The following is a 23,322-nucleotide window of genomic DNA, read 5'->3' on the forward strand; positions in this document are numbered from 1 at the left end:
ACAAAAATCAAAAATATAACGAAAATTATACTTTTTCACTTGTTTGAATCATAGAAATCGCGGCTGACCGTTAAATCAAAGTTCAGACATAATTCACTAAACAAAAACAACATCATGAACTTACAATTAAACAATAAAACAGCATTTATCAGTGGCTCAACTGCCGGTATTGGCTTTGCCATTGCACAACGATTATTGAACGAAGGCGCAACGGTTATTATCAACGGCCGCTCACAAGCCAGTGTCGATAAAGCCGTGGCTGAATTGAAAACCCTTAGCAATAATGATAAAGTATCGGGCATTGCAGCCGATTTCGCCAAGGTCGAAGAAGTAAACAACCTGATTAGTCAACTGGCAGAAGTTGATATTCTGATAAACAACACGGGTATATTTGAACCAAAAGCATTTGCCGAAATCCCCGATGAAGACTGGTTGAGGTTTTTTGAAATAAATGTAATGAGCGGTATCCGCCTTGCCCGCCACTTCTTCCCGAAAATGTTAGCCAAAAACTGGGGCCGTGTTATTTTTATTTCGAGCGAAAGTGCCATTGCTATTCCGAGCGAAATGATACACTATGGCATGACAAAAACCGCTCAGTTGGCTATCAGCCAGGGCATGGCGCAACTTACGGCAGGCACCAACGTAACGGTAAATTCTATTTTGCCCGGCCCAACCAAATCGAGGGGTGTTGAGGGCTTCATCTCCGACCTTTCGGTGGCTGGCAATACCACAACCGATGCAGTTGAGCAGAATTTCTTTAAAGAAACCCGCCCGGCTTCTTTGCTGCAACGCTTTGCCGATGTACAAGAAATAGCCGACACCGTAGCTTTTTATGTAAGCCCACTAGCAGCAGCTACCAACGGCGCATCGATTCGTGTTGACGGTGGAATATTGAAGACTTTAGGATAAGCATAAGCCATTTTTAATACGCATACGCAAGTGTCTGTTAACCCTGCCACTTAGTAGCGTATCTTTAAAAATTATGATTTGGCCCAAGCCAATTACATAGAAACAGATTATAAAAATACAATAAAATCTGATTTTTATCTAAAACGGCGAGGCAAGAATGCACCAACCTTGGGTAATTATCGGGACGTGAAACTAAAATAGGGAACAATTTTGCTACAAAATTGGCCAACTGAAAGCTGGCATGGCTTTTTTAGCTTATAGGGCAGGAGTATAAACTTTAAATTATTTTAAGTTATGCAAAATCAAAAAGACAACCAGCGCAGAGACGAAGATAAAAACACGTCGACACAACAAGGAGGTAACAGAAATGCACCTCAACAAGGCCAACAAAACAACCCGAATCAGGGTCAACAAGATGCTAACCGTCAGGGTCAGCAAGGCCAGGAAAACTGGAACCAAGGCCAACAAGGTGGCAATAAAAATATGCCTCAACAAGGCCAACAAAATAGCTCAGGCCAAGGTCAGCAAGGTCGTGAATATGATGCCAACGGTCCGTCGAACAGAGACAGAAATGACCACGATAGAGACAACGCAGGCCAGGATAGCAGATACAACCGACCAGAGATTGAGCCGCAGACTGATACAAACAAACCTGAGATTCAGGATGTATAGTCTATAAAATTGCATTCTAATATTTAGAATATAAAACAGGTTGCCCCGAACAAGTTTTGAGGCAACCTGTTTGTTTTTTGGGATAATAAAATTCGGCACCCAAAACATTTAAGAAAATGGAAAGTCTGAAACATACACAACGCAAATGGGCATTGCCTACCGCCCCCAGCAGAATTAAGGTTTTGATAGATAAAACATTGATTGCATTTTATGAGGCTGTTTCAAAAGTTTTTTGTACCAAATAATATTTGGAAATGACCCCACCCTAACCCTCCCCAACTGTGGGGAGGGGACGATCGGCCGCTGCCGTTGGGGAGTGAGGTCTCTACCTTGCCAAATATTCTTTTGTGCTATTTTCTTTTAAGACAGCCTCTTTATTTCTCCCTGCCCCCTCTTCCCAGATACTATTCAACTTTTCCCCCTCTGCCCTAACCCCTCTGCCCTTACCCCTATGCCCCACGCCCACAACTTGAACCAACTTGAATCACTTTGAACAAGCCCAAAACGTGCCGTTTATCTTTATTTGCTGAAAAAATAAAGCAAATATGAAAAAGTTAATCTTTGCCCTGCTATGCATAGGCACTATGGCTGCAACAGCCCAAAAGAACAAAAACAAAGCGGCAAAAGAGCTGCCAACACCAACCGACTACACCATTAGCCTGAGCCCCGACAAGTGGGAGTTTAAGCCGGACAAAGTTCAGTTTTTTGATAAAGATGGCAAACAAGCCATGCGCATCATACAGGGGAATCAGGGAGCTGTTTTGCTGAAAGACGTGATTTTTAAAGATGGCACTATTGAATTTGATTTTGAGCCTAGCGCACCCATGACCCTGATGTCGTCGCCGTCGGTGTATTTCAGGGCTAACATTGAGAAGTTTGATACCGAGATTTTTTACATCAGAGGTCGGCCGGGTAATCCTAGAGCAAACGATGGTATTCAGTATTGTCCGATTCTGAACGGCGTGAATATGTGGGATATGTACCCAAATTATCAAGGCCCGGCGTGGTTTGAAGAAGGCAAAACCAACCATCTGAAAATGGTGATTTCGGGGCAACAAATGCGGGTCTATGTAAACGATATGAAAAAGCCCGCCTTACAGATTCCGAAACTGGAGGGTAATATACAAGAGGGTGCACTAGCCATTGATGGCGGCATGGTGGTAACGAACTTTCAGCTAAAACCAAATGTGGTAGAAGATTTACCAGCCTTTGAAGGCCCCGATTTAACCGACCACGATGCCAATTATATCAGAAACTGGGTCATAAATGCCCCTGCCGAATTACCTACGCTTACCGAAGTAAGCCCTATTGATTTACCTAAACCCGAAACTTTTACTGAGTCTATTTCGGCCGAAAGAGAGGGCTTAATAAATCTGAGCCGCAAATTTGGCAATAATGAAAAACGCAAGGTAATATGGCTTAAAGCCAAGATTAAGAGCGAAAAAGACCAGAAAATGCTAATGCAACTGGGTTTTAGCGACGAAGTATGGGTTTTTCTGAACAAGCAGATGGTGTTTCTGGATAAGAATTTTTACCTCATACACCCTATGCGTAAATATCCAGAGGGGCGCATTTCTTTGCAAAATTCGAAAGTGAATCTGAACCTGAAACAAGGCGAAAACGAAGTATTAATAGCACTCGCCAACGATTTCTACGGCTGGGGCATTATAGCAAGGCTCGAGAGCATGGACGGGATTACGTTTGTTAAGTAATTATGCCTGTAAATTGTATTTTAGAGTATGTTTAAAATTTATGATTCGACCTGCAAAGCAATCTTTTTTTGCTATACTGCGTTGCATTTTTTCGATGTAGCTGCTGGCTACATCTGCAAAATGACGCCTTGTCTAGCCAAAAAACATTTGCTTTTCAGTCAGAATAACAAAATTTAAACATACTCTTACTTTAAAAAGACTTACTTCCACCATCCGCTCAATAAATAATTATACCTTTTAATAAAAAAACCTATGAATACCTGAATTATATTTATACATTTGAGAAAGTTTAATTCTATATCCGTATTGTGCAAATAGAATTTGTACTTGATTTTTTAGGGTGTGATAATTCAATCAACTTGAAAGCCATGAAAACGAATATTTTACAAAATATCGTAAAACTTTCTGGTGTTTGTACACGTGTAACCAAACCCTTTTAATCCTTGTATAGCTTCATCATTTAAAAGAATTCAGGAAGCCCACAGCGTGGGGATGAAAAAACTATAACATTTTAACGACATAATAGTGTTGAATAAAAACGTAATTATTTTAAGCCAGATGAGGTCTATCTCGTCTGGCTTATTTTTTAATTAAAATGCCGCCCATACTCAAGAATACAGCAACATAATCTCAGTTATTCTTCTTTAAACACCTATCAGCACTACTGCTTTTCTGTAATAGTATTGGTGGCTATCAGTTCAAGCTTTTTTTCCAGTTCTTCAATGCGAGCCAGTTGCTTTTGCAGGGTTTCTATTTGCTGCTGCTGGGCTTGTATTTGCTGTTGTTGCTCTTTTACGGCATTTACCAGAGGCATCACAAAGTCAGAATAGGCCAGCGAGTATGTGCCATCGTCGGCTTTTTTTAAGCCGCTGAACTGAATATTTAGCTCTTGCATTGTTGCCTCAATATCTTGTGCTATAAAACCATCGTGGCGGGTTTTGGTAGGGTCAGCAATAAAATTGTATGACGCCGTTTTGAGTTTGCTGATAAACTCAAGCCCAAGAGCCGAACTGTACACAATGTTTTCTTTCAGGCGGCGGTCTGAGACGTTGGTCCAGGGCACTTGCCCTTCAATTACGGTTACGCTGTTACTACCAATACGCACCTTGTTTGATGCATTTACTACCGCATAAGCACCCAGAGCCATAGCATTAGAAAGATTGCTGGCACTGGCATCGGCAAGAAACCCCACAAAGGTATTATAACTACCTATTACGTTGGTTGTGCCTGTTCGGTTACCCATACCCACATTATAGCTACCAGTTGTTGTGTTTGTAAGCGCCTCTTTTCCAGACCCTGAATTATGCGACCCCGTGGTGTTGTTGTAAAGTGCTTGCTCTCCGTTTGCATTATTGCCAAAGCCCGTCAGGTTATTATATAGTGCGTCTTTGCCTGTGGCGGTGTTTGCCCAGCCGGTGGTATTAAGCAGCAAGGCCGAGTTACCAAGTGCTGTATTAGAATAGCCCGTTGAGTTTAGGAGTGCTTGAAACCCAATGGCTGTGTTTTCAATACCGGTGGTGTTTTTCATGAGCGAGCGCACACCCAAGGCAGTATTTTCGTAGCCGCTTGTATTACTCCAAAGGGCCGAGTCGCCGACGCTTGTGTTTTCGTAGCCTCCCAGGTTACTTTTGAGTGTATTATTTCCCAGGGCGGTGTTAGAATAACCTGTCGAATTGTTGAAGAGTGCCTCCTGCCCAACAGCAGTATTGTTGTGCTTTACAGTACTGAAAAACAAAGCTCTGTAACCAACAGCCACATTACCTAAGCCCGACCGATTGTTGTACATAGCCTGATAACCAAGCGAGATATTTTGGCTACCCGACATATTAAGCATCATGGCGCCGCTCCCTGCAGCCACATTGCTGCCGCCTGACAGGTTATTGAGCAAGGCACTTGCCCCAAGAGCGGTATTGTTGTGCCCCCCTGTATTTAGGCTTAATGCCCAATACCCAACGGCCGTATTCTGGTTACCTCCTAGGTTCTTGTTCAGCGAAAGGCTACCCAAAGCTGTATTCGAACCACCGGTAGTATTACTACCTAGTGCATCTGTACCGGTAGCGGTGTTGTTGGTTCCGCTTGTATTTAACCTCAGGCTACCCATACCTATGGCCGTATTGTTACCACCTGTTGAGTTTAGCAGGGCATAAGCACCAAGAGCCACGTTGTCGGCCCTCATGCTGTCTCTGTTGGCTTTACCCGATATGCCTGAAGGGCTTATGGTTATAGCCCCACGCACATCGCTAAAGGTTGAAATCTGGGCATGGGTGCTTATACTAAGCACAAGCATGGCAATAGTAAGTCTGTTTTTCATAAAGAATTGTGTTTTATTTAAAAAAGGATACTTCGAGCTTGTTTTTCAGAACAATGCCCGTTTGGCTTAAAAAAGATGTGACGGAATTAGCTATACTATCCGAATGGAAATAGCAAAAAAGGAATCGTGTTCTAAATTAGGCAGAAGTGCCCTGAAATCAGAAAAGCATCAGCAAAAAACAAACAAATTATTTACTAAACGGTTTTGAGTATAGCTTATGAAGCGTATTATGCTGCGTATATTTATTAAGTCTAATTATTGATTATCAGCAACTTACAATCACATACCGCTAAAAGCATCTTTAACTGTGTGTAAGGTTTTGCTCTTACACAAGCTGATTTTCGGCAATGCAATGCATGGCAAAGCGTCTGAAACTTTCGGGCAGGCGGCCGATTACGCCTTGCAGGTGTACAAAGAAGAAATAACGCTCAATATCAAGCCCGTTGATGTCTACCACCTGAAGCTCGCCGCTTTTGAGTTCCTTGCCAATAGCGTGTATTGAAAGGAACGAAAAGCAGTCGGTGCTTAACAAAAAGTTTTTGATACTCTCGGTACTGGCCAGAATCGCCTTTACATTCAGCTCGTGCCAGCCTATACCGATTTGCATCAATGCTTTGCGGATAATCTCGTTAGTGCCAGAGCCTTGCTCTCGCAACACAAAATCAAGCGTTGGCAATATGGCTGCCGAAATAGTGGCGTCTTTGTTTACCTTCGGATTCCCGTAGCGACTCACAAGCACAATTTCATCTTTCAGAAATGCCTCGTATTTCATCGATACGTTGTCTGATAACCCCTCAACAATGCCTAAATCAATCTCTTTTTGTTGCAGCCATTCTTCTACCTGATGCGAGTTACCGTGTAATATTTTTATCTTTATTAACGGATATTTATTATGAAATGCGGCAACGAGTGTGGGTATTATGTAGTGCGAAAAAGTAGTGCTTGCCCCTAGCCTGAGTTCTCCGGCAGTTTTGCCGTCGAGTATGCCCAGGTTTTCGTTCATTTGCTCATAAATGCCTGTCAATTGCTGGGCATAACTAAGCACCATTTGTCCCGTTTCGGTTAAAAGCAATCGGTTGCCATTTCTTTCAAAAAGATTCCGCCCTGCCTGCACTTCAAGCTCATGGATATTCTTACTTACGGCAGGTTGAGAAATATTCAGGTCTTGCGCCGCCTTGCTGAAATTGAGATGCCTGGCGGCTGCAATAAAAACCTGTATTTTGAAATCGATGGCTATCATATTGTGGTGTTTATACTAATCGAAGGCATATATACTGCATATTGCGCTCAGTTCCAAAAAACTATCAAACAAATGCTTTATGCACAGGCTGCTTTAGGCGGCCGTCCAATAGATTTTTGATAAGAGAAACAAACCCAACATTGATAAGCCCGATACCAACAAAAACAATATTGTCATGTATTTCAGTAGTAGCGGCTGGTCTTTTCTTATTTCGGGCTTAATATCTGCTAGTTCCATTGTGCATTTCGTTTTGTATGCAACAAATGTACTGGGTTTATGAGCGATACTAAAGCGATAGTTTTTTATCTGCTATAACTAAAAGTTATGGAATAGAGTTAGTTTTATGGGATTTTATTTGGGAATGGGGTGATTGTAGGTAGTTTTGCTTTTGTCTCGACCGAGTCTCTCGTGTGCCAAAGACAGTGCTAGGCAAGAGGACTCGGTCGCTGGGGTTTAACACAGAGCCATGCAAAGCGGCAGAGTCCTCTTGCTTTGCCTAGGCAAGCGCACACGAGAGACTCTGCCGAAACAGAAAAAACACCGATTTTGTCTCGACCGAGTCTCTCGTGTGCCAAAGACAGTGCTAGGCAAGAGGACTCGGTCGCTGGGGTTTAACACAGAGCCATGCAAAGCGGCAGAGTCCTCTTGCTTTGCCTAGGCAAGCGCACACGAGAGACTCTGCCGAAACAGAAAGTGGTTGCTTAAAAAAATGTTTGCCAAAAATGCTGTCAGTAGGAGATTACACTGACAAATTCCTTGCTTAAAACCTATTATATAAAAACATATATACCCGTATTAAAATTTGAAAACTAAATGGTTTTAACGGATAAAACTGAAAGAATTTTGCCAATGGATTGATATAGAGAATCAATGCCATTAGAGAAATATTTTTCAATAAAATCCGATGATATACCCTAATAATTTTTCATTTTACCCAACGCAGTATCAAGCGAAGTTTTCAGTTTATTAAGTGCTCCCTCAACCGCCTGCTCATTCGTATCAGCAATGTTTGTAACCGCAATGGGCTGTTTTCCTTCCAGCCGGGCTTCTATCAGGCATCTCTTATCAGGGTGCCCATCTCTACTTCCATTCTCATCTGAAAGATGTAGTTCAATGCGAGTGATTTTATCGTATCTGCTTAATTTATCTTCTATTAAGGAAGTAAAATATTCCGTGAATCTTTCGTTCCCTTCAATGTTTTTATCGGTATTAATTTGTATAGTCATACTATTTTTTTTACATGACAAAATTTATTTTAAAGACTGATTTGTAGGTAATATTAATTCATTTTCCCAAGAATGTCTGCTCCCTTAGCAAAGAATGTTTTCACGGCATCCCTCTGGTCAAGCGTAAGTATTTCTGGATTAATATCCATTGCTGCACTTTTAACGGCCTCTGCTTCTTTTAACAAAGAAGGATATTTTGCCATCTGTATATTCTGTAATATACCCGATAATATTTCCGCAGCTTTTCTTATCTCGTCAGCATGAGATGTTTCAAAAGGTTTTTTGGTGATGTTGTTGGCACATTCCTTCGCTTTCTCCAAATCGCCTTTAATATCAAAATCAACTTCCCCAGCCATAGCACTTATTGCAGCGTTCAACTTTAAAAGTGCGTCATTGGTGTAAGCGTGGTCGAGCGTCATTTTGTTTTTATCATTACTCACAAACGCTATGTATTCAGTTACTGTACTATTGTTCTCATGTACATCCAAAGCATCAGTTGTGACTATTTCGGCTTTATTCTCTCCTTCTTTGCTTTTGCAACTAATAGAAGTTACCGATACAATAAGAATAGAGAGACCTATTAAAGGTGCAAGCCAGCCATATTTTTTACTTTCAGTTTTAATCATTGTCATAATAATATATTTAGAGTGTGTTTAAATTTTGTTTTTCTGACCGAGAAGCAAAGATTTTTTTGCTAAACAAGCGGCCGCCGCTGCGGGCGTATTTTGCAGATGTAGCCGGCAGCTACATCGAAAAAATGCAACGCAGTGTAGTAAAAAAAGCGGACGCCGCGCGGATTACTTCGTAGGTCGAAATACAATTTTTAAACATACTCTTAATTGCTTTTAGATTGCGAACAAAAAGCAGCGAACCCATGTATATCTAAAATATCAGTTAGACTCTGTTTCGAGCAACTATCAATCGTTTAGAAAGTCGAAAAAAACGTTTGGGTTTAAAGAATGATATGGTATATATGGAGTTTTTTACTGTCTACTACTTTTTCTTTCATTTAACTCTGTTTTCATTCAAATGTTATCCAATGCTTTTTCAGGGCTTAGTATGTTTGCCTGTGCTAGCCGAATAAGATTTAAATCAATTTGTAATTGTTATTTCTGTACTTTTTAAAATTCAAAGAATTCTCTGTACCCGGCACAACCAATGAATTAGAAAAGTATTATAAGCTATAGCACCCCAATAAGAGCAAAGCAACTATGGTAAAAAAGGTGATATATTGAGAATATTAGTAAAGAACATTTTTACCTCTATTACTCTAATTTTGACGCTACTATGATTTTGAAGGCTTAATAATTAAGGGTTTACCATCGCTATTCGTGTTATTCTTTAATGGCACAGGAAATGCCCCTGCCATTTCGCTTATAATGTTTATCAGTTCCGTTCCTGAAGGAATGACGATTTTTGTATTAGAGATAAGGGAGTTTTCAACTGCCTCCAACTTTCTCAATAGTTGGGCATTTCCGGTAAAAAATTCATCAGCCGCAACATTTACCAGTTTTATGGCCTCTGCTTCACCCTCTGCATGCAAAACTTTTGCACGTTTATAGCCTTCCGCTTCCTTTATTTTGGCTCTTTTAACGCCATCAGCCACAGTTTCAGCTGCTGTAGCATAGTCGATTGCGGCAATTTTTTCATTTTCTGCTTTTACCACTTTGTTCATGGTTTCCTGCACATCGGCCGGCGGATCAATTTGTTTTAATTCAGTTCTGACAATTATAATTCCCCAACTCTCTGTTTCATTTTTAAGTGTAGTGTGCAGTTCGGCATTTATCTTACCTCGCTCGCTATTGGCAGATCTTAAAGTAAGTGTGCCTATAATATTTCTCAAAGTAGTGCGGGCAAGATTGACAATTTGCAATTTGTAATCGTTAACGTTATAAAGAGAACTTTTTACATTTTTTTCTTCTTCAAGCACCCTGAAATATATTTGAGCGTCTACACTAGCGTTAAGATTATCGTTGGTGATGATTTCCTGTGGCTGTGCATCCACCATTTGTTCTGTAATATTTACGATATACATTTTATCTATGAAAGGAATAATCCAGTAGAACCCAGGATGAGCAAATTTGTTATATTTACCGAGTCTTTCAATTAAACCTCTATGTGTTGGCCGTATAATATTTACCCCGGAAAAGAACAACGACACGATTACCCCTATGATGATTAATAATATTTGTATGTTCATATTGTTGTTTGATTATCAGATATTTACAAAAAAAAATGAGGTGTTTTAGAAAACTAATATTCATTGTTTTTTGTGTCTGAATATTGGCTCATATAGGATAATAAATAATTTTTCGACTTGATATTATTTAAAAAAAATGCTGATAATAAGTTATTGGCATTTTTGGAATAAGACTAAAATATAGCGGACAATTGATTTGGATTGAGAGTGTTATTATTTTTGTAAGGATACTATATAATGTACACAAAATTACATTTAATTCATCTGCAAATCCTTACAACATTCTGGCAAATAATTACATAATTCACATATTATATTTGTTTTTTCTGCAAATACTTGCCAAATCAGATAGTGAGCTAACTTTAATTGCTTTAATTTTCCCTCCACTTTTAACACAGAGGTATGCAAAGCGGCAGAGTCCTCTTGCTTTGCCTAAGCAAGCGCACACGAGAGACTCTGCCGAAACAGAACGATTGAATCTTCCCTAAATCGGCATTAGCACAATCACTTTAAACTCAATCCACTACCATCAAGCATAGCGTTCTCAGGGGCATTGCTGGCGTAGACAATGGCTATGCTATCGCCAATCATAAAATGGTCGAAAAGCTCGTTGCTTACTTGGGTTTTTAGTTGGTGGGTGTATCCGGCTACTTTGTAGTCAATCATTAGGCTTTGCGTTTTTCTGTTCGTTGGCTTGGCCACTATCACTCCATTTGTATGCGCCGGCGATGCTTTAATGCTTGCTATGTAGGTATCTCTTTGCGTTTTCAGATAAAAGGCAAGTATTGCGCCTAATACTAGGCCGCCTATCATAAAATAAGCCATTCCTCTCGATTTCTGGAAGAATATCGTTTTTTCTTTTGGTATCATAAAATATCGTGTAGGTTTTGCTTTTTAGTCTTACGCTCAATTTACTGAAAATTACCGATTCCTACAAATATATAGCTATAAAACAGGTTTTTGTCTCGACCGAGTCTCTCGTGTGCCAAAGCCAGTGCTAGGCAAGAGGACTCGGTCGCTGGGGTTTAACACAGAGGCAGGCAAAGCGGCAGAGTCCTCTTGCTTTACCTAGGCAAGCGCACACGAGAGACTCTGCCGAAACAGAAGCCATTGCCTAGCCGGAGGACTCGGTTGCTATGTGTACTAAAATATCTTTTTGCTTCAAGTTGTCGGCACAAGATTCCACATCGATAGAAAATAAAAATTGCGAGATTTTGCGAGAATCTCGCAATTTTTATTTTTCTTTACTTCCAACAAACAATATTCTATGCTAGAATCCGCTCCTTCTCTCTCATCTTTTTCGCCTGAAATAATTAAGTTGATAAGCAAACTTCAGCTTAACGGACAGATGAGGAAATTTCAGGACGAATACCTTTATTGGGATAAACTAAAGTACAAAGCCAAAGACTGCACACCCGAAGAATTGTGGCAAGCAGTAAAATTATTTCGTTTGACACGTAGCAATCATTTAAAGTTTGGAGATTATACATTCAGCTATATGATAAGCGATTATATGCAACGAGCTTTGCATCAGTTCGATATGCATATCGGTGGTACACTAAGTAGTAATATTGGTATATCAGAGAGCGATAAAAATAAGTTTATCATTAGTTCAATCATTGAGGAGTCTATTTCGAGTAGCCAGATAGAGGGGGCAAATACTACCCGAAAGCAGGCAAAAGAGATGATTCAGCGAGAAAAAACGCCAAGAACTAAGTCGGAACAAATGATTATGAACAATTATGTTACGATGAAACACATTGTTCAACATAAAAACGAAGACATAAGCCCTGAGCGAATACTAGAGATTCATCGGCTAATAGCTATTAATACTTTAGATAATGCGGCCGATGGAGGGAAGTTCAGAGACAATGACGATATATATGTTATTGACCATAGCAATAGCGAAATAGTGCATACGCCGCCTAAAAAAGAAGAGATTGGCGGATTGATAAAAGACTTGTGCAATTTTTTCAATAACGATACCGAAGATTTTATTCATCCAATCATAAAAGGCTGTATTATTCATTTTATGATTGGCTGGATTCACCCTTTTGTTGATGGTAACGGGCGCACGGCACGGGCATTGTTTTATTGGTATATGCTCAGGAAAGGCTATTGGCTTACCGAATATCTGTCTATTTCGAGAATCATTAAAGATACCAAGGTTCAATACGAAAAAGCCTATTTGTACACCGAGATAGATGAAAAAGACTTGGGGTATTTTATCACTTACCATATTAAAACTATGGAAAAAGCCTTTGATGCCTTAAAGGAATACATCAACCGAAAGCAAAAAGAGGTTTTTCAGGCAGCAAAATTCATGAAAATTCCTGGCGTGAATGATAGAATGGCGCAGCTACTTAAAATTTTTCATGATGATAATGAGAGAATCCTGACGACGAAAGAGGTTGAATCGAGGTTTAATATTTCAAACTTCACAGCCCGAACCGATTTAAAGACACTTGTCGAGCTAGGGTTTGTTGAGGCCATACAAGTAAACAAGAAAAAACAGAACTTCATTAAATCGCACAGGTTTGAGGATGTTATGAAGAAATATGAGTTTTAAGAACAATCTATAAAATTGCGAGATTTTTCGAGAATCTCGCAATTTTTATTTTTCTGTCTCGACCGAGTCTCTCGTGTGCGAAAGCCAGTGTTGAGCAAGAGGACTCGGTCGTTTTGGATATAACGTTAATTTTTCAAAGCGGCAGAGTCCTCTTGCTCTGCTTAGGCAAGCACACACGAGAGACTCTGCCGAGACAAAATCAATTCGTCTCGGCCTCATAGTCTTTCAACTGGCTGGTAAGCGTTACCAATTCGGGCTTGTGTCTTGATATGGTAATGGGCACTTTATCGCCCTGTTGGTATTTCTTGAAAAGGCTCTTTTTAACCTTTATGATTTCGCCATAAGGCTTGCCTTTAAACTCGTACTGAATCTCGAAGCCCCCCATCATATCTTTGTTGGTTAGCCTGGCATAGCTCTCGTAGGGGCTGCCCATAATTGCATTTAGTTTGTAATTGTGGTATCGCTCATTTGTTGATTTTATTGAATAAATAAGCATACCCACAAGCAGCATCATAAACAAAATAACAACGCCTGCTAGTATTTGAGTAGAAGAAAATTTGACTGTCATAGCTTTAATTTACAATTTTTTAACGCTCTGAATAGCTAAAATTTCGTGCCAGCGGAATTATTTCAACAGCGTTATGGGTTATAGTTTCGTCTGTATTTATATGATTAGCTGCTTAAATACGCAAGTTTTGGGTAAGCGGCGGCAAATCATCTATACCCCTTAAAGAACCTATAATTTCATTAACAACAAACTAGCTTTTACCGCAATTCACACGTATGCGAATCGAGAATTACCTGGCTCGAATCAGTTATCCTGATTTCGACACCTTAAACATTTCTAACCTTTTTAAGCTGCACCAATCGCACGTATATAACATACCGTTTGAGTGCCTTGATATTCATCTGGGCATACCTATCACCCTTAATGTAGAATCGATTTACAAAAAAGTGGTTAATTATGTGCGTGGCGGTTTTTGTTATGAGCTCAACACTTTATTCAACTGGCTGCTGAATCAGCTAGGCTATGAGTCGAACCTTATTTCGGCGCAGATTATCAACAACAACGAACCCGGCCCCGACTACGACCACATGGCTATTCATGTAAAATATGAAGGCAGTAACTGGTTGCTCGATGTAGGCTTTGGCGATTTGTTCGTTCATCCGATTGAAATAAAGCCCGATATAGTGCAATTTGACGGACTAAATTATTTTATGGTGAAGCACCTGGGCGGCGAAACCTACAGCCTTTTGATGTCGGCCACAGAGAACCATTTTAAAGAAAAATACCGCTTTAAGCTATCGGGCGTGGCACTTGAAGAATTTGCAGAACAATGCCAATTAAAGCAGACATCGGAGGATTCTCATTTTGTGAAAAACCTGATTTGTACCCAACCGATTGCCGAAGGCCGCAAGACGGTTTTCAACCAGAAGTTTTTACAAAGAGATAGCGGCGGCAGACATTTTTTTACGTTTGGCAGCGAAATTGATTTGGTAAGTTGCCTGCAAAAAGAATTTGGTATCGACATAAAAAAATACCAAGACCGCCTGGCCGATATGTTTAATTATATCTTGTAATTGTTGAATTGAGAATATAATTCGACAACTCGTTTTAAGATTATTAATTGTGTAACATTGCGTACTTTAGGTACATTGTGGCTAGTTTTTTATTGGCACAATGTACACTATTTTACACGATGTTGCACAATTTCAACTATCGAACTGAATTATTTTCTTAATTCGACAATTACTTCGTTTTTCTTTTCCAATAAATCACTCCACCCAGAAGTACTAATAATATTGTAGTGTCACGAATGATATTGAATGTGCGGCTGGATGCTATTTCGTATCCGCTCGTAAAGAGCGAGATAGTAAGCGTAAGCTGTACAGCCAACGCCAATATAATTATCCATTTAAGTACGTTAAGAAAGATTTTCATGCTGATTTCAAGACCTGTAATTATGCTGCAAGGTAATGAATTTATTGTGGAATTTATTTAGGAATTATGATGGCTCCAGGCAATTGCATTTCATAAACTACTCTTCATAAAATTACAGGGCATCAACTCTCATACAGTTGGTCGTTACCCCAATTTGATGGATTATTGATAATATAGCTGGCAATTTTCAGATAATCGTCCTCCGACCTGATAATATGTTCATGAAACCTCGATTGCCAATCAAACTCGATATTGTTCTTTCGGGCATAGGTTGTTACCGCAATTTTATATCCACGAATAATAGATGATAGATTCTTGGCAGGAGAATTAAACTGACTCTTAAAATCGTTATGATTTGCCTTATTAAATTCGTTTCGACCAATGATAATAATCCCATGAATATGGTTAGGCATTATTACAAACTCGGCTAGTTCGATATTCATATCCAAGCGCAACTCAGTGGTTTTAAACCATTCTTGATGGGCAAATCTGGCAATTTCTGTTGGGTTCAGTGTAGCTTCTTGAATATTACCGAAATAGCAGGCTTTATCTTTAGTGCAGATTGTAACGAAATAAAAACCTTCATTTGCATAATTCCATGATTGTAAACGTACTGAAGGAATACGGTATTTATTCTTGAATAGTTCAGCCACAATGTAAAGATTTTAGTCACAGTTTAATTTTATTTCAAATTACAAAAACATATTAATTCCAACAAAATCATAATAAAAAAATATCATTTTTCGTAGAGCCGTATTGCAATACGGCTCCTGTCGTAAAATCTGTTTTTTGCGTAGAAATAGATAGATTTTATACCATTTTTAACGAAAAACATATTCGCCGACAGGAGCCGTATCGCAATACGGCTCTACGGGAAATACAATTTCAAAGAACGCTTATTTCTTGAACCCTAATCAATACGGCTCAAAGGACTATCTAGTTTTTTGAATGTATTATGAGCAAAATAGTTTGTAATTTTAGATATTTTATCCCAATTCGTGGTAAAAAACATATTCTACGACAGGAGCCGTATCGCAATACGGCTCTACGGGAAATACAATTTCTGGAAGCTTTCATCTCCTAAATTCTAATTCCCTACCCCCCAAATTCGACATTCCGCAATCGAAAATCGACAATCCTCCTAATACCCCACACTCGTATTATCTCCCCTCGGGTCAGAGGCGCCTTCTAGTTTGCCATCGGGGCGCAGCAGGATACAATCCATTCGACCCAGCGAACCCGACATCGGCACTAAATTATAGCCTTTGGTTGTCAGGTTTTTGATAGTGGCTTCGCTGAAAGCATTTTTCTCGTAGGTGGTGTTGTCAGGCAGCCATTGGTGGTGGTATTTCAGGGCATTTACAGCCTGCTGCATCGTCATGCCGTGTTCTATTACGTTGATGATGGTCTGGAAAACCGAGGTAATAATAGTTGAGCCGCCCGGCGTGCCTACTACCATCAGCAGCTTGCCGTCTTTCTCTACAATGGTTGGTGTCATTGATGACAACATACGTTTGTTTGGTGCAATCTCGTTGGCTTTGTTGCCGATAAGCCCAAACATATTGGGTACACCTGCTTTTATACTGAAATCGTCCATTTCGTTGTTCATCAGGTAGCCGCCGCCTTGCACTACCACTTTGCTACCAAAGCCACCATTGAGCGTGGTGGTGATAGAAACCGCATTGCCAGCTTTGTCTACAATCGAGTAATGCGTGGTTTCGTTGCTCTCGTAGCCAGGCACAGCACCGCCGCTAACAGCCTTGCTGTCGGTGGCTTTGTCGAACGAGAAATCGTTCATGCGTTGTTTCAGGTAGCTTTTGCTTGTGAGTTCTTTTACAGGTACTTTCACAAAATCGGGGTCGCCGAGCCATTTGGCACGGTCGGCATACACACGGCGTTCGGCCTCGATAATCACCTGCACGGTTGAGTCGGCGTTCCAGCCCCAGCGTTTCAGCGGATACGGCTCTACAAACTTCATTAATTGCATCAAGGCTACTCCCCCACTCGAAGTTGGCGGCATGGTTATCACCTTAAAACCTTTATAGGTATCAACAATGGCATCACGCCATACCGAATGGTAGTTTTTCAAATCTTCGTGCGTGATAATGCCCTTGCCACGCTGCATTTCTTTCACGAGCAGGTCGGCGCACTCGCCTTCGTAGAAGCCCGCACGTTTTTTAGCCTGAATCAGGCTCAGTATGCGGCCTAAATCTTTTTGCACAAGGGTGTCGCCCTGTTTCCAAGCCTGTTTATCAGCACGGATGTAGTAGGGCGAATCAGGCGCATTTACCTGCAATAAATTAGCTTTTACACGGTTAAGCCCTACGGCCTCACGCTCTGTTAAAGCAATGCCATTGTTGGCTAAAGCTATGGCCGGAGCCACCACTTTATCCCACGAGAGTTTGCCGAAACGCTCGTGCATGCTCACCATGCCATCAACAGAGCCAGGCACACCGCTAGCCAGATGCCCCAGCGTACTAAGGCCGCTAATCGGGTTACCGCTGGCATCGAGATACATATCACGGTGCGCTTTTGCAGGTGCTTTCTCACGGAAATCGAGCGAGTAAGTGTGGCCGTCTTTATCACGATACACCAGAAAACCACCGCCGCCCAGATTGCCCGCCCACGGATACACCACAGCCAGCGCAAAATGCGTAGCCACGGCGGCATCAATGGCGTTGCCTCCGGCCTTGAGTATATCGGCCCCTACCTGCGAGGCTATCGGGTGCGCTGTGGCTACCATGCCGTTTTCGGCAAGCACGCCTTTTTTATCGAAGAAAGTCTGGATACCCGGTGCATCAACGGCGTATTCGCTCAGACCCTTAATTTCCTGGTGTTGCGTAGGTTTATTTTTGCACGCAGCAAGTACTAATAGAAGAAAAAGGAGATTTTTTTTCATTAAATTGGTTTTTAGGGTAATCGGTGTATTGCTAAAAACAAATTTAGGTTTTTCGTGCAGAATGTAAAGAACTGAGAAGATTTTTTTGTGCAATACCCTTCATCTGTTCAATATTTTCGATAGAATCGGATAGATTTCTTACCGTTAAATCATAACAAAACCACATAATCATAAAATAGCCGTGGGGCCTGTTGCTAAAGCGAAATTATGTGTAGATTTATGAAAAGGAATGGAGAAAACTATCATTTTCTGTTGGATGAAAACGGATTTATTAGAATTCATCCATCGTCTACGTAAAGATAGGGCAGTGCCCTGTCTGTACCCAATGCGGTATTTTATATCATATTTCCCGATACATTCATTGCTCGTATGTTTTCAACCAAAAAATTCTTGAAAAATGAAAACTTTACTTACTGCACTTCTTCTAACTTTTTATCTTTCTATAAATACTATCTATGCCCAACAGCTACAATGTGGCACATCGGGCAAAATACCCTATACTGCTTCGCAGCAATTGTTATTAGAAAATCATAAAAAACAAAAGTCATCTACCCGAAAAACTGCCGCTAACGATACAACGGTTTATACAATACCTGTGGTTTTTCATATTATTATAAGCCCTGAGAATGAAGGTGATTTTAAGATACAACGAAGCAATCTGGAACGTGTAATTGAAGAAGTAAACAAAAAATACAGAAATATAGAACTACTTGACGGCGCTGGTTCTGACACAAGAATACAATTTAAAATTGCTGGTGACCCCGATTGCGAGGCTAATTATGGCATTATAAGGAAAAATATTAATCTGATGCCCCGTACGCCTGACATAACTACGTTTGATGTTGGGGCATTAAGGGCGTATTCTCGAATGGATTCGGCTAAATACCTTAACATATATATATATGATATTAGTGCAAATCAGGGTGGATTTGGTTTTTTTGGAAACGATGCGTTCCTAAACCTCAACCTTGTCAGTTCTGATATAGTGACACACGAGTTAGGCCATGTTTTGTTTCTGCATCACACATTTGAAGGAGACGATTACAACCAAGAACAACCCGGCGTTTACCAATGCCCCGGTAGCGACCCTGTATTAGAAGGCGACTTTGTAGAAGATACTGACCCTCATACAAGAGTTCAGACAATAATAACAGAAACGAACCCATGTACAGGTAGGCCCCTAGGTTATGTGGGTTTAAATGCGATGAGTTATGCCTTCACTGTACAAGGCTTTACCCCAAAACAAGGCGAACGAATGCGTATGCATCTGGAAACCTTTATGCCAGGCTGGATAAATTCAGAAAATACGCCAATGCCCGACCTAACAGTAAATGCCAATGTTTTTTGCTCCAATTCATCGGAGATTCAACTGACGGCCTCTACATATTGGCTCAATTATCAATGGATGCGGAATAATGTAGATATACCCGGTGCCACAAGCAGAACCTATAAAGCAACCGAAAACGGGGTTTATAAACTGAAAGTTAATTTATGTAATGAGACGATTTATTCGGCTGATGTTCCTGTTACAACAATCGGTTTTCCGTCTATGGCTACGGCCTGTAATTTTCAGGATTATGGCGGACTGAGCCCACTCATTGGCATCACGAATGTAAGTTTTAATACCATCAACCGCAATAGTTCAACCTCTTATGTAGACGGCCGAAACTACATGGATTTTTCGTGTACCGATACCACCACCGTTGCCAAAGGCCAAACCTACCCTATTTCGGTAACATCGGCTAATGATATTCCGTGCTACCTCAATGTTTATATCGACACCAACAACGACGGCGATTTTACCGATAATGGCGAGCTGGTGTACACGGCCACTCCGGCTGTTGTGCACAATACCAATATTCTGATTCCTGAAAACACTACCGCTAATACATTTGCCAGAATGCGGGTAATAATGGCCCTAAAACCTATTACTTCGCCCTGCTTGCTTAGCTCTAATGTAAATGCAGGCGGGCAGGCCGAAGATTATCGTTTATTGATAAGTACTTGCCCGATGAATATGAGCATCAACAGTCCGTTTTCGGGGAATATCGTCCGTAAAGCAGAAAATTCTATTGTAGCCAGTAACACTATTGCTAGTGGCAATGTGAGTTATCAGGCCGGAAAAGCCATTATTCTACAAAGCGGCATGAGTATTGAACAAGGAACCGTTTTTAAAGCCGAGATTAAGGCTTGTTTATGATAAAACTCAACACATATTATCTGCTTTGTTGGTAAGCCATTATAATTTCGTTTACACTATCGGCCAAAGCATTAAAACTGTAGGGTTTTGTTCTGAATATATCGGCTCCTTTACCAAGCACGTCTTCTTCCAGATGCTTGTTGCTACCGGTTGTAAGTATGGCACAAAAAGTTTCTTTATGTGTTTTATCGGCTCGTATCTCAACAAGGCTTTCGATGCCGTTTTTAAGGTGCATATTCACATCTAAAACAATGAGGTCAAACTTACTGGTGGTCTGAAGCAGATGCATAAGTTCGAGGCCGTTTTTTACTGTGGTAAGCACATAAGATATTCCGGTGAGCGCAACAGCTTCCTGAAAAAGGTCTCTGTCGTCTTCATCATCATCAGCTAAAACAATTCGTATAGGTACTTGCATCTAGGTTTTAATTATGTAACTTAATTACAGCACTTTTTAGGTTTACACTCAAATATACAACGGAAAAGCAATTTCAGGCAATTATTTTGGCATTTCAAGTAAAAAAAACACCAATAAACCCGATTTTAATAGTTATTTTATACGGAAGCTGTTTAAACTTATTTCTTTCGACTCCAAATGATGCTTTCCCGATTAGATGAAGGTAAAAGCATCGGGCCACGTTCGCACATTTTCGTCATTAAATAAAAAGTTTAAAGAGCTTCAAGAAAAGGTTTTTGTATGCTTACCAAAAACAATCGTTTCCTTGTAGTGGTTTTAGTTTTATTAAGATTCATGAAATAAGCGTTCTTTTGTAGAGACGACATGCTGGCGTCTCCAAGGGACTGTAAATGTTAGAAATTTATCTATTAGGTTGGTCTCTGAAATATCATTTTTTGAGGTTTACAGGCCTGTGGAGACGCCAGCATGTCGTCTCTACGAATAGGTCTGATTTATTTAAAGAATGCTTATTTCTTGAATCTTAATCAATACGGCTCTACAAAAAATACAATTTTCGAAGAACGTTTATTTCTTGAACCCTAATAAAATTAAAAAAAAGAATAAATGATTGTATGATTCGTTAAGTAAATTCAGGGCATTGCATAAGTAGCCTCTTGCGCAAAGGCCCACAATAGCCTGTAAACTTAGCTTTTTGGTGGTTGTGCAATTGCTGCAACTTTAATGTGGTACAACAAAGCATTGTTAATTAAACTTTCTCTATTTACTAAAATCCCATGAAAACTGCATTCAACCTTCGCAACAAGGTATCAGAAGCACTACAATTGAGTAAACTCATTGCTCAGAATACCTCTGGTAACGATTTTTTTGTGATGATAAAAATCAAAGTAGATGGCGAGCCAACCATGCGTTCGCTGAAAAGATTTAAGAATTTCCTTGAAAAGGAACGCCTCCGGTATGTATCCTCTTTCTCATCCAAAATGGGGATAATGAATATTTCGATTTATAGTTATTAGTTGGTGCTGTCTTGAACTTTGATTTAACGGTCCGCCGTCGCGGCTGATTGAGCTGATTATTATGATTTTTTTTGAATAATAATCATAATGATTAACAGTAATCAATCAGCGAAATCACATAAATCAGCCGCGACGGCGGACCGGTAAATCAAAGTTCAGACAATACAACGCCGTTTAACGTTTTATTAATCCGAATATCCAATAATTTGGTATAACTTGCGGCCATAATCAGGATTGTTGTGATATAAGGAATCCGAAAATGCCTTCTGGGGCATCAGACACAAGCTAGTACCAATTTTATAATGCATATTCTTATTGTAAGCAATAGCGTTTTGCCTGTAAGCAATTACGGCGGCATTGAACGCATTTTGTGGTGGATGGGCCGTGAACTACACCAACTAGGCCATAAAGTTACATTCCTTGCTCCGGCAGGCACAAGCAATGCCTTCGCACGGGTTATTCCGCTCAATACAAACCAACCCATAGAACTACAAATACCCAACGATGTTGATATTGTGCACCTCTTTGATAAACCCAAAGAAGCCATGCCGAAACCTTATGTGGTTGTGAATCATGGCAATATCAACGATTTTGAAGAGCTTGACAGCAACACCATTTTTGTATCCCGAAACCACGCCGAACGCTATCAGTCAACGGCTTATGTGTACAATGGCATTCATCTGCCCGACTACGGTACGCCATCTTTTACACACAAGCGCACACACCTGCATTTTCTGGCCAAGGCTGCCTGGCGTGTAAAAAACGTGAAAGGTGCTATTGATATAGCCCGCCAGACACACAACAAACTAGCCGTGCTGGGTGGTACCCGCCTGAATATAAAGATGGGGTTCAGGTTTACGCCCTACCCTAGCATAAGTTTTTACGGCATGGTGGGTGGCGAGAAAAAAAACCACTTGTTGAGCCAGTCGAAAGGGCTGCTTTTTCCGGTTTTGTGGCATGAGCCATTTGGCATTGCCATCATCGAAAGCCTGTATCTGGGGAGTCCGGTTTTTGGTACGCCTTACGGCGCTTTGCCTGAGCTAGTGAACGAAGAAGTAGGGTTTTTATCGGACAAAAAATCGGAACTTGTAGCACAGGTAAACGATTTGGGGAGATTCTCGAACAAAAGATGCTCGGAATACGTAGCCGACAATTTCACGATGAGGCAAACCACTCTAGGCTATTTAAAATACTACGAAAAAGTACTCAACGGCCAAGCCATAAACGCCACTCCGCCAAAACTACTGGCACAAGCACCAAAGTTTCTGCCGTTTTATGAGTGATAAATGGTGTGCATAAGTTTGAGTGAGGTAAGAGGGCTTGGGTTTATGAGGGGTTTTGTTGAGGGGAAACTTTAAGAATATTTCAAGAAAACGCTTATTTATTATGCGGAAAATATTTTAAATTTGCAGCATGAAAAATCAAATGGCATATAACACACCTTGTTGTTGGTACGGGCTGGTTCCGCATCAAGCAAGATAGTTGTATCCGTTTCCGAAGATATAATGAGCCGCTTGGTGTGAACACTAAGCGGCTTTTTTGTGTCTATTTCTCTCCCAAATGCAAATATGAATATACTACTAGACGGCATCATTCATTCAGGTACATTTAATGGTCTTAAAACAGGAACTAGTATCCATGAATTTAAAAGTCTTTACCCAGCAGCTTTAGCCTGTTCTATATCTGAAACTATCTTTAAAATACCCCCTGTTCAGTATTCATTTTCGAACGACACCCTGTATTTTATTTCTTTGAAATGCTATTATCCGAGCATGAAGTTTTTCTTTGAAAACACTCAGGTTAAAATTTTTCATTCAATTCACGCGCTGAAAGCACTATTAAAAAGCAAAAATATCTCCTTTTATGAAAACAAAACATTTATAGATATTGGCCAGATAAATCTGGAAGTAAATGCTTGTGCTACCTTTATCTATTCAGTTTCTGAAACCAATGAATATGAGTTAGCACAAATAGATAGTCTTTGAGTGCCATGCACAATTGCGCATGGCACAAG

General features: G+C 40.3%; 22 protein-coding genes. 10 read left to right on the top strand and 12 right to left on the bottom strand.

Annotated elements, in window-relative coordinates:
• Positions 1–114: 114 nt before the first annotated feature.
• The 4 genes from WAE64_RS23980 to WAE64_RS23995 all read left to right on the top strand — a co-directional run bounded on the left by WAE64_RS23980 (position 115) and on the right by WAE64_RS23995 (position 3,293).
• Positions 115–909 (top strand): SDR family NAD(P)-dependent oxidoreductase, encoded by a 795-nt coding sequence (locus tag WAE64_RS23980; protein WP_340240612.1) that lies wholly within the window; start codon positions 115–117, stop codon positions 907–909.
• Between the two features lie 294 nt (positions 910–1,203).
• Positions 1,204–1,581 (top strand): hypothetical protein, encoded by a 378-nt coding sequence (locus tag WAE64_RS23985; protein WP_340240615.1) that lies wholly within the window; start codon positions 1,204–1,206, stop codon positions 1,579–1,581.
• A 116-nt stretch (positions 1,582–1,697) separates the two neighbouring features.
• On the top strand, positions 1,698–1,826 hold the full coding sequence (locus WAE64_RS23990; protein WP_340240616.1) for a hypothetical protein: 129 nt from the start codon (positions 1,698–1,700) through the stop codon (positions 1,824–1,826).
• Positions 1,827–2,126: 300 nt separating this feature from the next.
• Entirely contained in the window at positions 2,127–3,293 is a 1,167-nt protein-coding gene (locus WAE64_RS23995; protein WP_340240618.1) for a hypothetical protein, read from the top strand.
• 661 nt (positions 3,294–3,954) lie between these two features.
• On the opposite strand, the gene WAE64_RS24000 is transcribed toward WAE64_RS23995, so the two are convergent.
• The 7 genes from WAE64_RS24000 to WAE64_RS24030 form a co-directional block, all read right to left on the bottom strand.
• Entirely contained in the window at positions 3,955–5,604 is a 1,650-nt protein-coding gene (locus WAE64_RS24000) for a tail fiber domain-containing protein (RefSeq protein ID WP_340240619.1), read from the bottom strand.
• A 325-nt stretch (positions 5,605–5,929) separates the two neighbouring features.
• The gene (locus WAE64_RS24005; protein WP_340240621.1) at positions 5,930–6,844 is read right to left on the bottom strand and encodes a LysR substrate-binding domain-containing protein; all 915 of its coding nucleotides are present in this window, start codon (positions 6,842–6,844) and stop codon (positions 5,930–5,932) included.
• A 93-nt stretch (positions 6,845–6,937) separates the two neighbouring features.
• Entirely contained in the window at positions 6,938–7,081 is a 144-nt protein-coding gene (locus tag WAE64_RS24010) for a hypothetical protein (protein ID WP_340240623.1), read from the bottom strand.
• A gap of 677 nt (positions 7,082–7,758) precedes the next feature.
• Positions 7,759–8,070: an HPF/RaiA family ribosome-associated protein gene (locus tag WAE64_RS24015; protein ID WP_340240625.1), complete on the bottom strand. Its 312-nt coding sequence runs from the start codon at positions 8,068–8,070 to the stop codon at positions 7,759–7,761.
• A 53-nt stretch (positions 8,071–8,123) separates the two neighbouring features.
• Entirely contained in the window at positions 8,124–8,702 is a 579-nt protein-coding gene (locus WAE64_RS24020) for a hypothetical protein (RefSeq protein WP_340240627.1), read from the bottom strand.
• 653 nt (positions 8,703–9,355) lie between these two features.
• Positions 9,356–10,270, bottom strand: coding sequence for an SPFH domain-containing protein (locus WAE64_RS24025; RefSeq protein ID WP_340240629.1), 915 nt, complete (start codon positions 10,268–10,270; stop codon positions 9,356–9,358).
• 504 nt (positions 10,271–10,774) lie between these two features.
• The gene (locus tag WAE64_RS24030; RefSeq protein WP_340240631.1) at positions 10,775–11,140 is read right to left on the bottom strand and encodes a hypothetical protein; all 366 of its coding nucleotides are present in this window, start codon (positions 11,138–11,140) and stop codon (positions 10,775–10,777) included.
• Positions 11,141–11,537: 397 nt separating this feature from the next.
• Between WAE64_RS24030 and WAE64_RS24035 the strand changes: the two genes are divergently transcribed.
• Positions 11,538–12,839, top strand: a complete 1,302-nt coding sequence (locus WAE64_RS24035; RefSeq protein WP_340240633.1) for a Fic family protein — start codon at positions 11,538–11,540, stop codon at positions 12,837–12,839.
• 199 nt (positions 12,840–13,038) lie between these two features.
• Here the strand turns inward: WAE64_RS24035 and WAE64_RS24040 are convergent, their stop codons facing one another.
• A complete protein-coding gene (locus WAE64_RS24040) occupies positions 13,039–13,407 on the bottom strand; it encodes a hypothetical protein (RefSeq protein WP_340240635.1) in 369 nt (122 codons plus the stop codon).
• A 215-nt stretch (positions 13,408–13,622) separates the two neighbouring features.
• Here WAE64_RS24040 and WAE64_RS24045 point away from each other — a divergent pair, with 215 nt between their 5' ends.
• Positions 13,623–14,420 (top strand): arylamine N-acetyltransferase family protein, encoded by a 798-nt coding sequence (locus tag WAE64_RS24045; protein ID WP_340240637.1) that lies wholly within the window; start codon positions 13,623–13,625, stop codon positions 14,418–14,420.
• A 169-nt stretch (positions 14,421–14,589) separates the two neighbouring features.
• On the opposite strand, the gene WAE64_RS24050 is transcribed toward WAE64_RS24045, so the two are convergent.
• From WAE64_RS24050 to ggt, 3 genes are all read right to left on the bottom strand, one after another.
• A complete protein-coding gene (locus WAE64_RS24050; RefSeq protein ID WP_340240639.1) occupies positions 14,590–14,781 on the bottom strand; it encodes a hypothetical protein in 192 nt (63 codons plus the stop codon).
• 122 nt (positions 14,782–14,903) lie between these two features.
• Positions 14,904–15,434 carry a transposase gene (locus WAE64_RS24055; RefSeq protein ID WP_340240641.1) on the bottom strand — a complete coding sequence of 177 codons (531 nt, stop codon included), beginning with the start codon at positions 15,432–15,434 and terminating at the stop codon, positions 14,904–14,906.
• Between the two features lie 488 nt (positions 15,435–15,922).
• Positions 15,923–17,680: a gamma-glutamyltransferase gene (gene ggt / locus WAE64_RS24060; RefSeq protein WP_340240643.1), complete on the bottom strand. Its 1,758-nt coding sequence runs from the start codon at positions 17,678–17,680 to the stop codon at positions 15,923–15,925.
• A gap of 397 nt (positions 17,681–18,077) precedes the next feature.
• Between ggt and WAE64_RS24065 the strand changes: the two genes are divergently transcribed.
• Entirely contained in the window at positions 18,078–19,880 is a 1,803-nt protein-coding gene (locus WAE64_RS24065) for a 3-coathanger stack domain-containing protein (RefSeq protein ID WP_340240645.1), read from the top strand.
• 16 nt (positions 19,881–19,896) lie between these two features.
• On the opposite strand, the gene WAE64_RS24070 is transcribed toward WAE64_RS24065, so the two are convergent.
• Positions 19,897–20,295 carry a response regulator gene (locus WAE64_RS24070; RefSeq protein WP_340240646.1) on the bottom strand — a complete coding sequence of 133 codons (399 nt, stop codon included), beginning with the start codon at positions 20,293–20,295 and terminating at the stop codon, positions 19,897–19,899.
• Between the two features lie 773 nt (positions 20,296–21,068).
• On the opposite strand from WAE64_RS24070, the gene WAE64_RS24075 reads away from it, so the two are divergent.
• The 3 genes from WAE64_RS24075 to WAE64_RS24085 all read left to right on the top strand — a co-directional run bounded on the left by WAE64_RS24075 (position 21,069) and on the right by WAE64_RS24085 (position 23,293).
• Positions 21,069–21,308 carry a hypothetical protein gene (locus WAE64_RS24075; protein WP_340240647.1) on the top strand — a complete coding sequence of 80 codons (240 nt, stop codon included), beginning with the start codon at positions 21,069–21,071 and terminating at the stop codon, positions 21,306–21,308.
• A gap of 302 nt (positions 21,309–21,610) precedes the next feature.
• Positions 21,611–22,591 carry a glycosyltransferase gene (locus WAE64_RS24080; RefSeq protein ID WP_340240649.1) on the top strand — a complete coding sequence of 327 codons (981 nt, stop codon included), beginning with the start codon at positions 21,611–21,613 and terminating at the stop codon, positions 22,589–22,591.
• A 285-nt stretch (positions 22,592–22,876) separates the two neighbouring features.
• Positions 22,877–23,293, top strand: a complete 417-nt coding sequence (locus WAE64_RS24085) for a hypothetical protein (RefSeq protein WP_340240651.1) — start codon at positions 22,877–22,879, stop codon at positions 23,291–23,293.
• Positions 23,294–23,322: the final 29 nt, after the last annotated feature.

It is taken from the genome of Emticicia soli (assembly GCF_037860775.1).
Lineage (GTDB): Bacteria > Bacteroidota > Bacteroidia > Cytophagales > Spirosomataceae > Emticicia > Emticicia soli.

What these genes read in the sequence shown, in the direction of transcription:
- WAE64_RS23995 (WP_340240618.1), top strand. Translation starts at nt 2,127, where the DNA reads ATGAAAAAGTTAATCTTTGCCCTGCTATGCATAGGCACTATGGCTGCA.
- ggt (WP_340240643.1), bottom strand. Translation starts at nt 17,680, where the DNA reads ATGAAAAAAAATCTCCTTTTTCTTCTATTAGTACTTGCTGCGTGCAAA.
- WAE64_RS24005 (WP_340240621.1), bottom strand. Translation starts at nt 6,844, where the DNA reads ATGATAGCCATCGATTTCAAAATACAGGTTTTTATTGCAGCCGCCAGG.
- WAE64_RS24070 (WP_340240646.1), bottom strand. Translation starts at nt 20,295, where the DNA reads ATGCAAGTACCTATACGAATTGTTTTAGCTGATGATGATGAAGACGAC.
- WAE64_RS24015 (WP_340240625.1), bottom strand. Translation starts at nt 8,070, where the DNA reads ATGACTATACAAATTAATACCGATAAAAACATTGAAGGGAACGAAAGA.
- WAE64_RS24020 (WP_340240627.1), bottom strand. Translation starts at nt 8,702, where the DNA reads ATGACAATGATTAAAACTGAAAGTAAAAAATATGGCTGGCTTGCACCT.
- WAE64_RS24065 (WP_340240645.1), top strand. Translation starts at nt 18,078, where the DNA reads ATGAAAACTTTACTTACTGCACTTCTTCTAACTTTTTATCTTTCTATA.
- WAE64_RS24075 (WP_340240647.1), top strand. Translation starts at nt 21,069, where the DNA reads ATGAAAACTGCATTCAACCTTCGCAACAAGGTATCAGAAGCACTACAA.
- WAE64_RS24035 (WP_340240633.1), top strand. Translation starts at nt 11,538, where the DNA reads ATGCTAGAATCCGCTCCTTCTCTCTCATCTTTTTCGCCTGAAATAATT.
- WAE64_RS24080 (WP_340240649.1), top strand. Translation starts at nt 21,611, where the DNA reads ATGCATATTCTTATTGTAAGCAATAGCGTTTTGCCTGTAAGCAATTAC.
- WAE64_RS24050 (WP_340240639.1), bottom strand. Translation starts at nt 14,781, where the DNA reads ATGAAAATCTTTCTTAACGTACTTAAATGGATAATTATATTGGCGTTG.
- WAE64_RS23980 (WP_340240612.1), top strand. Translation starts at nt 115, where the DNA reads ATGAACTTACAATTAAACAATAAAACAGCATTTATCAGTGGCTCAACT.
- WAE64_RS24010 (WP_340240623.1), bottom strand. Translation starts at nt 7,081, where the DNA reads ATGGAACTAGCAGATATTAAGCCCGAAATAAGAAAAGACCAGCCGCTA.
- WAE64_RS23990 (WP_340240616.1), top strand. Translation starts at nt 1,698, where the DNA reads ATGGAAAGTCTGAAACATACACAACGCAAATGGGCATTGCCTACCGCC.
- WAE64_RS24045 (WP_340240637.1), top strand. Translation starts at nt 13,623, where the DNA reads ATGCGAATCGAGAATTACCTGGCTCGAATCAGTTATCCTGATTTCGAC.
- WAE64_RS24025 (WP_340240629.1), bottom strand. Translation starts at nt 10,270, where the DNA reads ATGAACATACAAATATTATTAATCATCATAGGGGTAATCGTGTCGTTG.
- WAE64_RS23985 (WP_340240615.1), top strand. Translation starts at nt 1,204, where the DNA reads ATGCAAAATCAAAAAGACAACCAGCGCAGAGACGAAGATAAAAACACG.
- WAE64_RS24040 (WP_340240635.1), bottom strand. Translation starts at nt 13,407, where the DNA reads ATGACAGTCAAATTTTCTTCTACTCAAATACTAGCAGGCGTTGTTATT.
- WAE64_RS24085 (WP_340240651.1), top strand. Translation starts at nt 22,877, where the DNA reads ATGAATATACTACTAGACGGCATCATTCATTCAGGTACATTTAATGGT.
- WAE64_RS24030 (WP_340240631.1), bottom strand. Translation starts at nt 11,140, where the DNA reads ATGATACCAAAAGAAAAAACGATATTCTTCCAGAAATCGAGAGGAATG.
- WAE64_RS24000 (WP_340240619.1), bottom strand. Translation starts at nt 5,604, where the DNA reads ATGAAAAACAGACTTACTATTGCCATGCTTGTGCTTAGTATAAGCACC.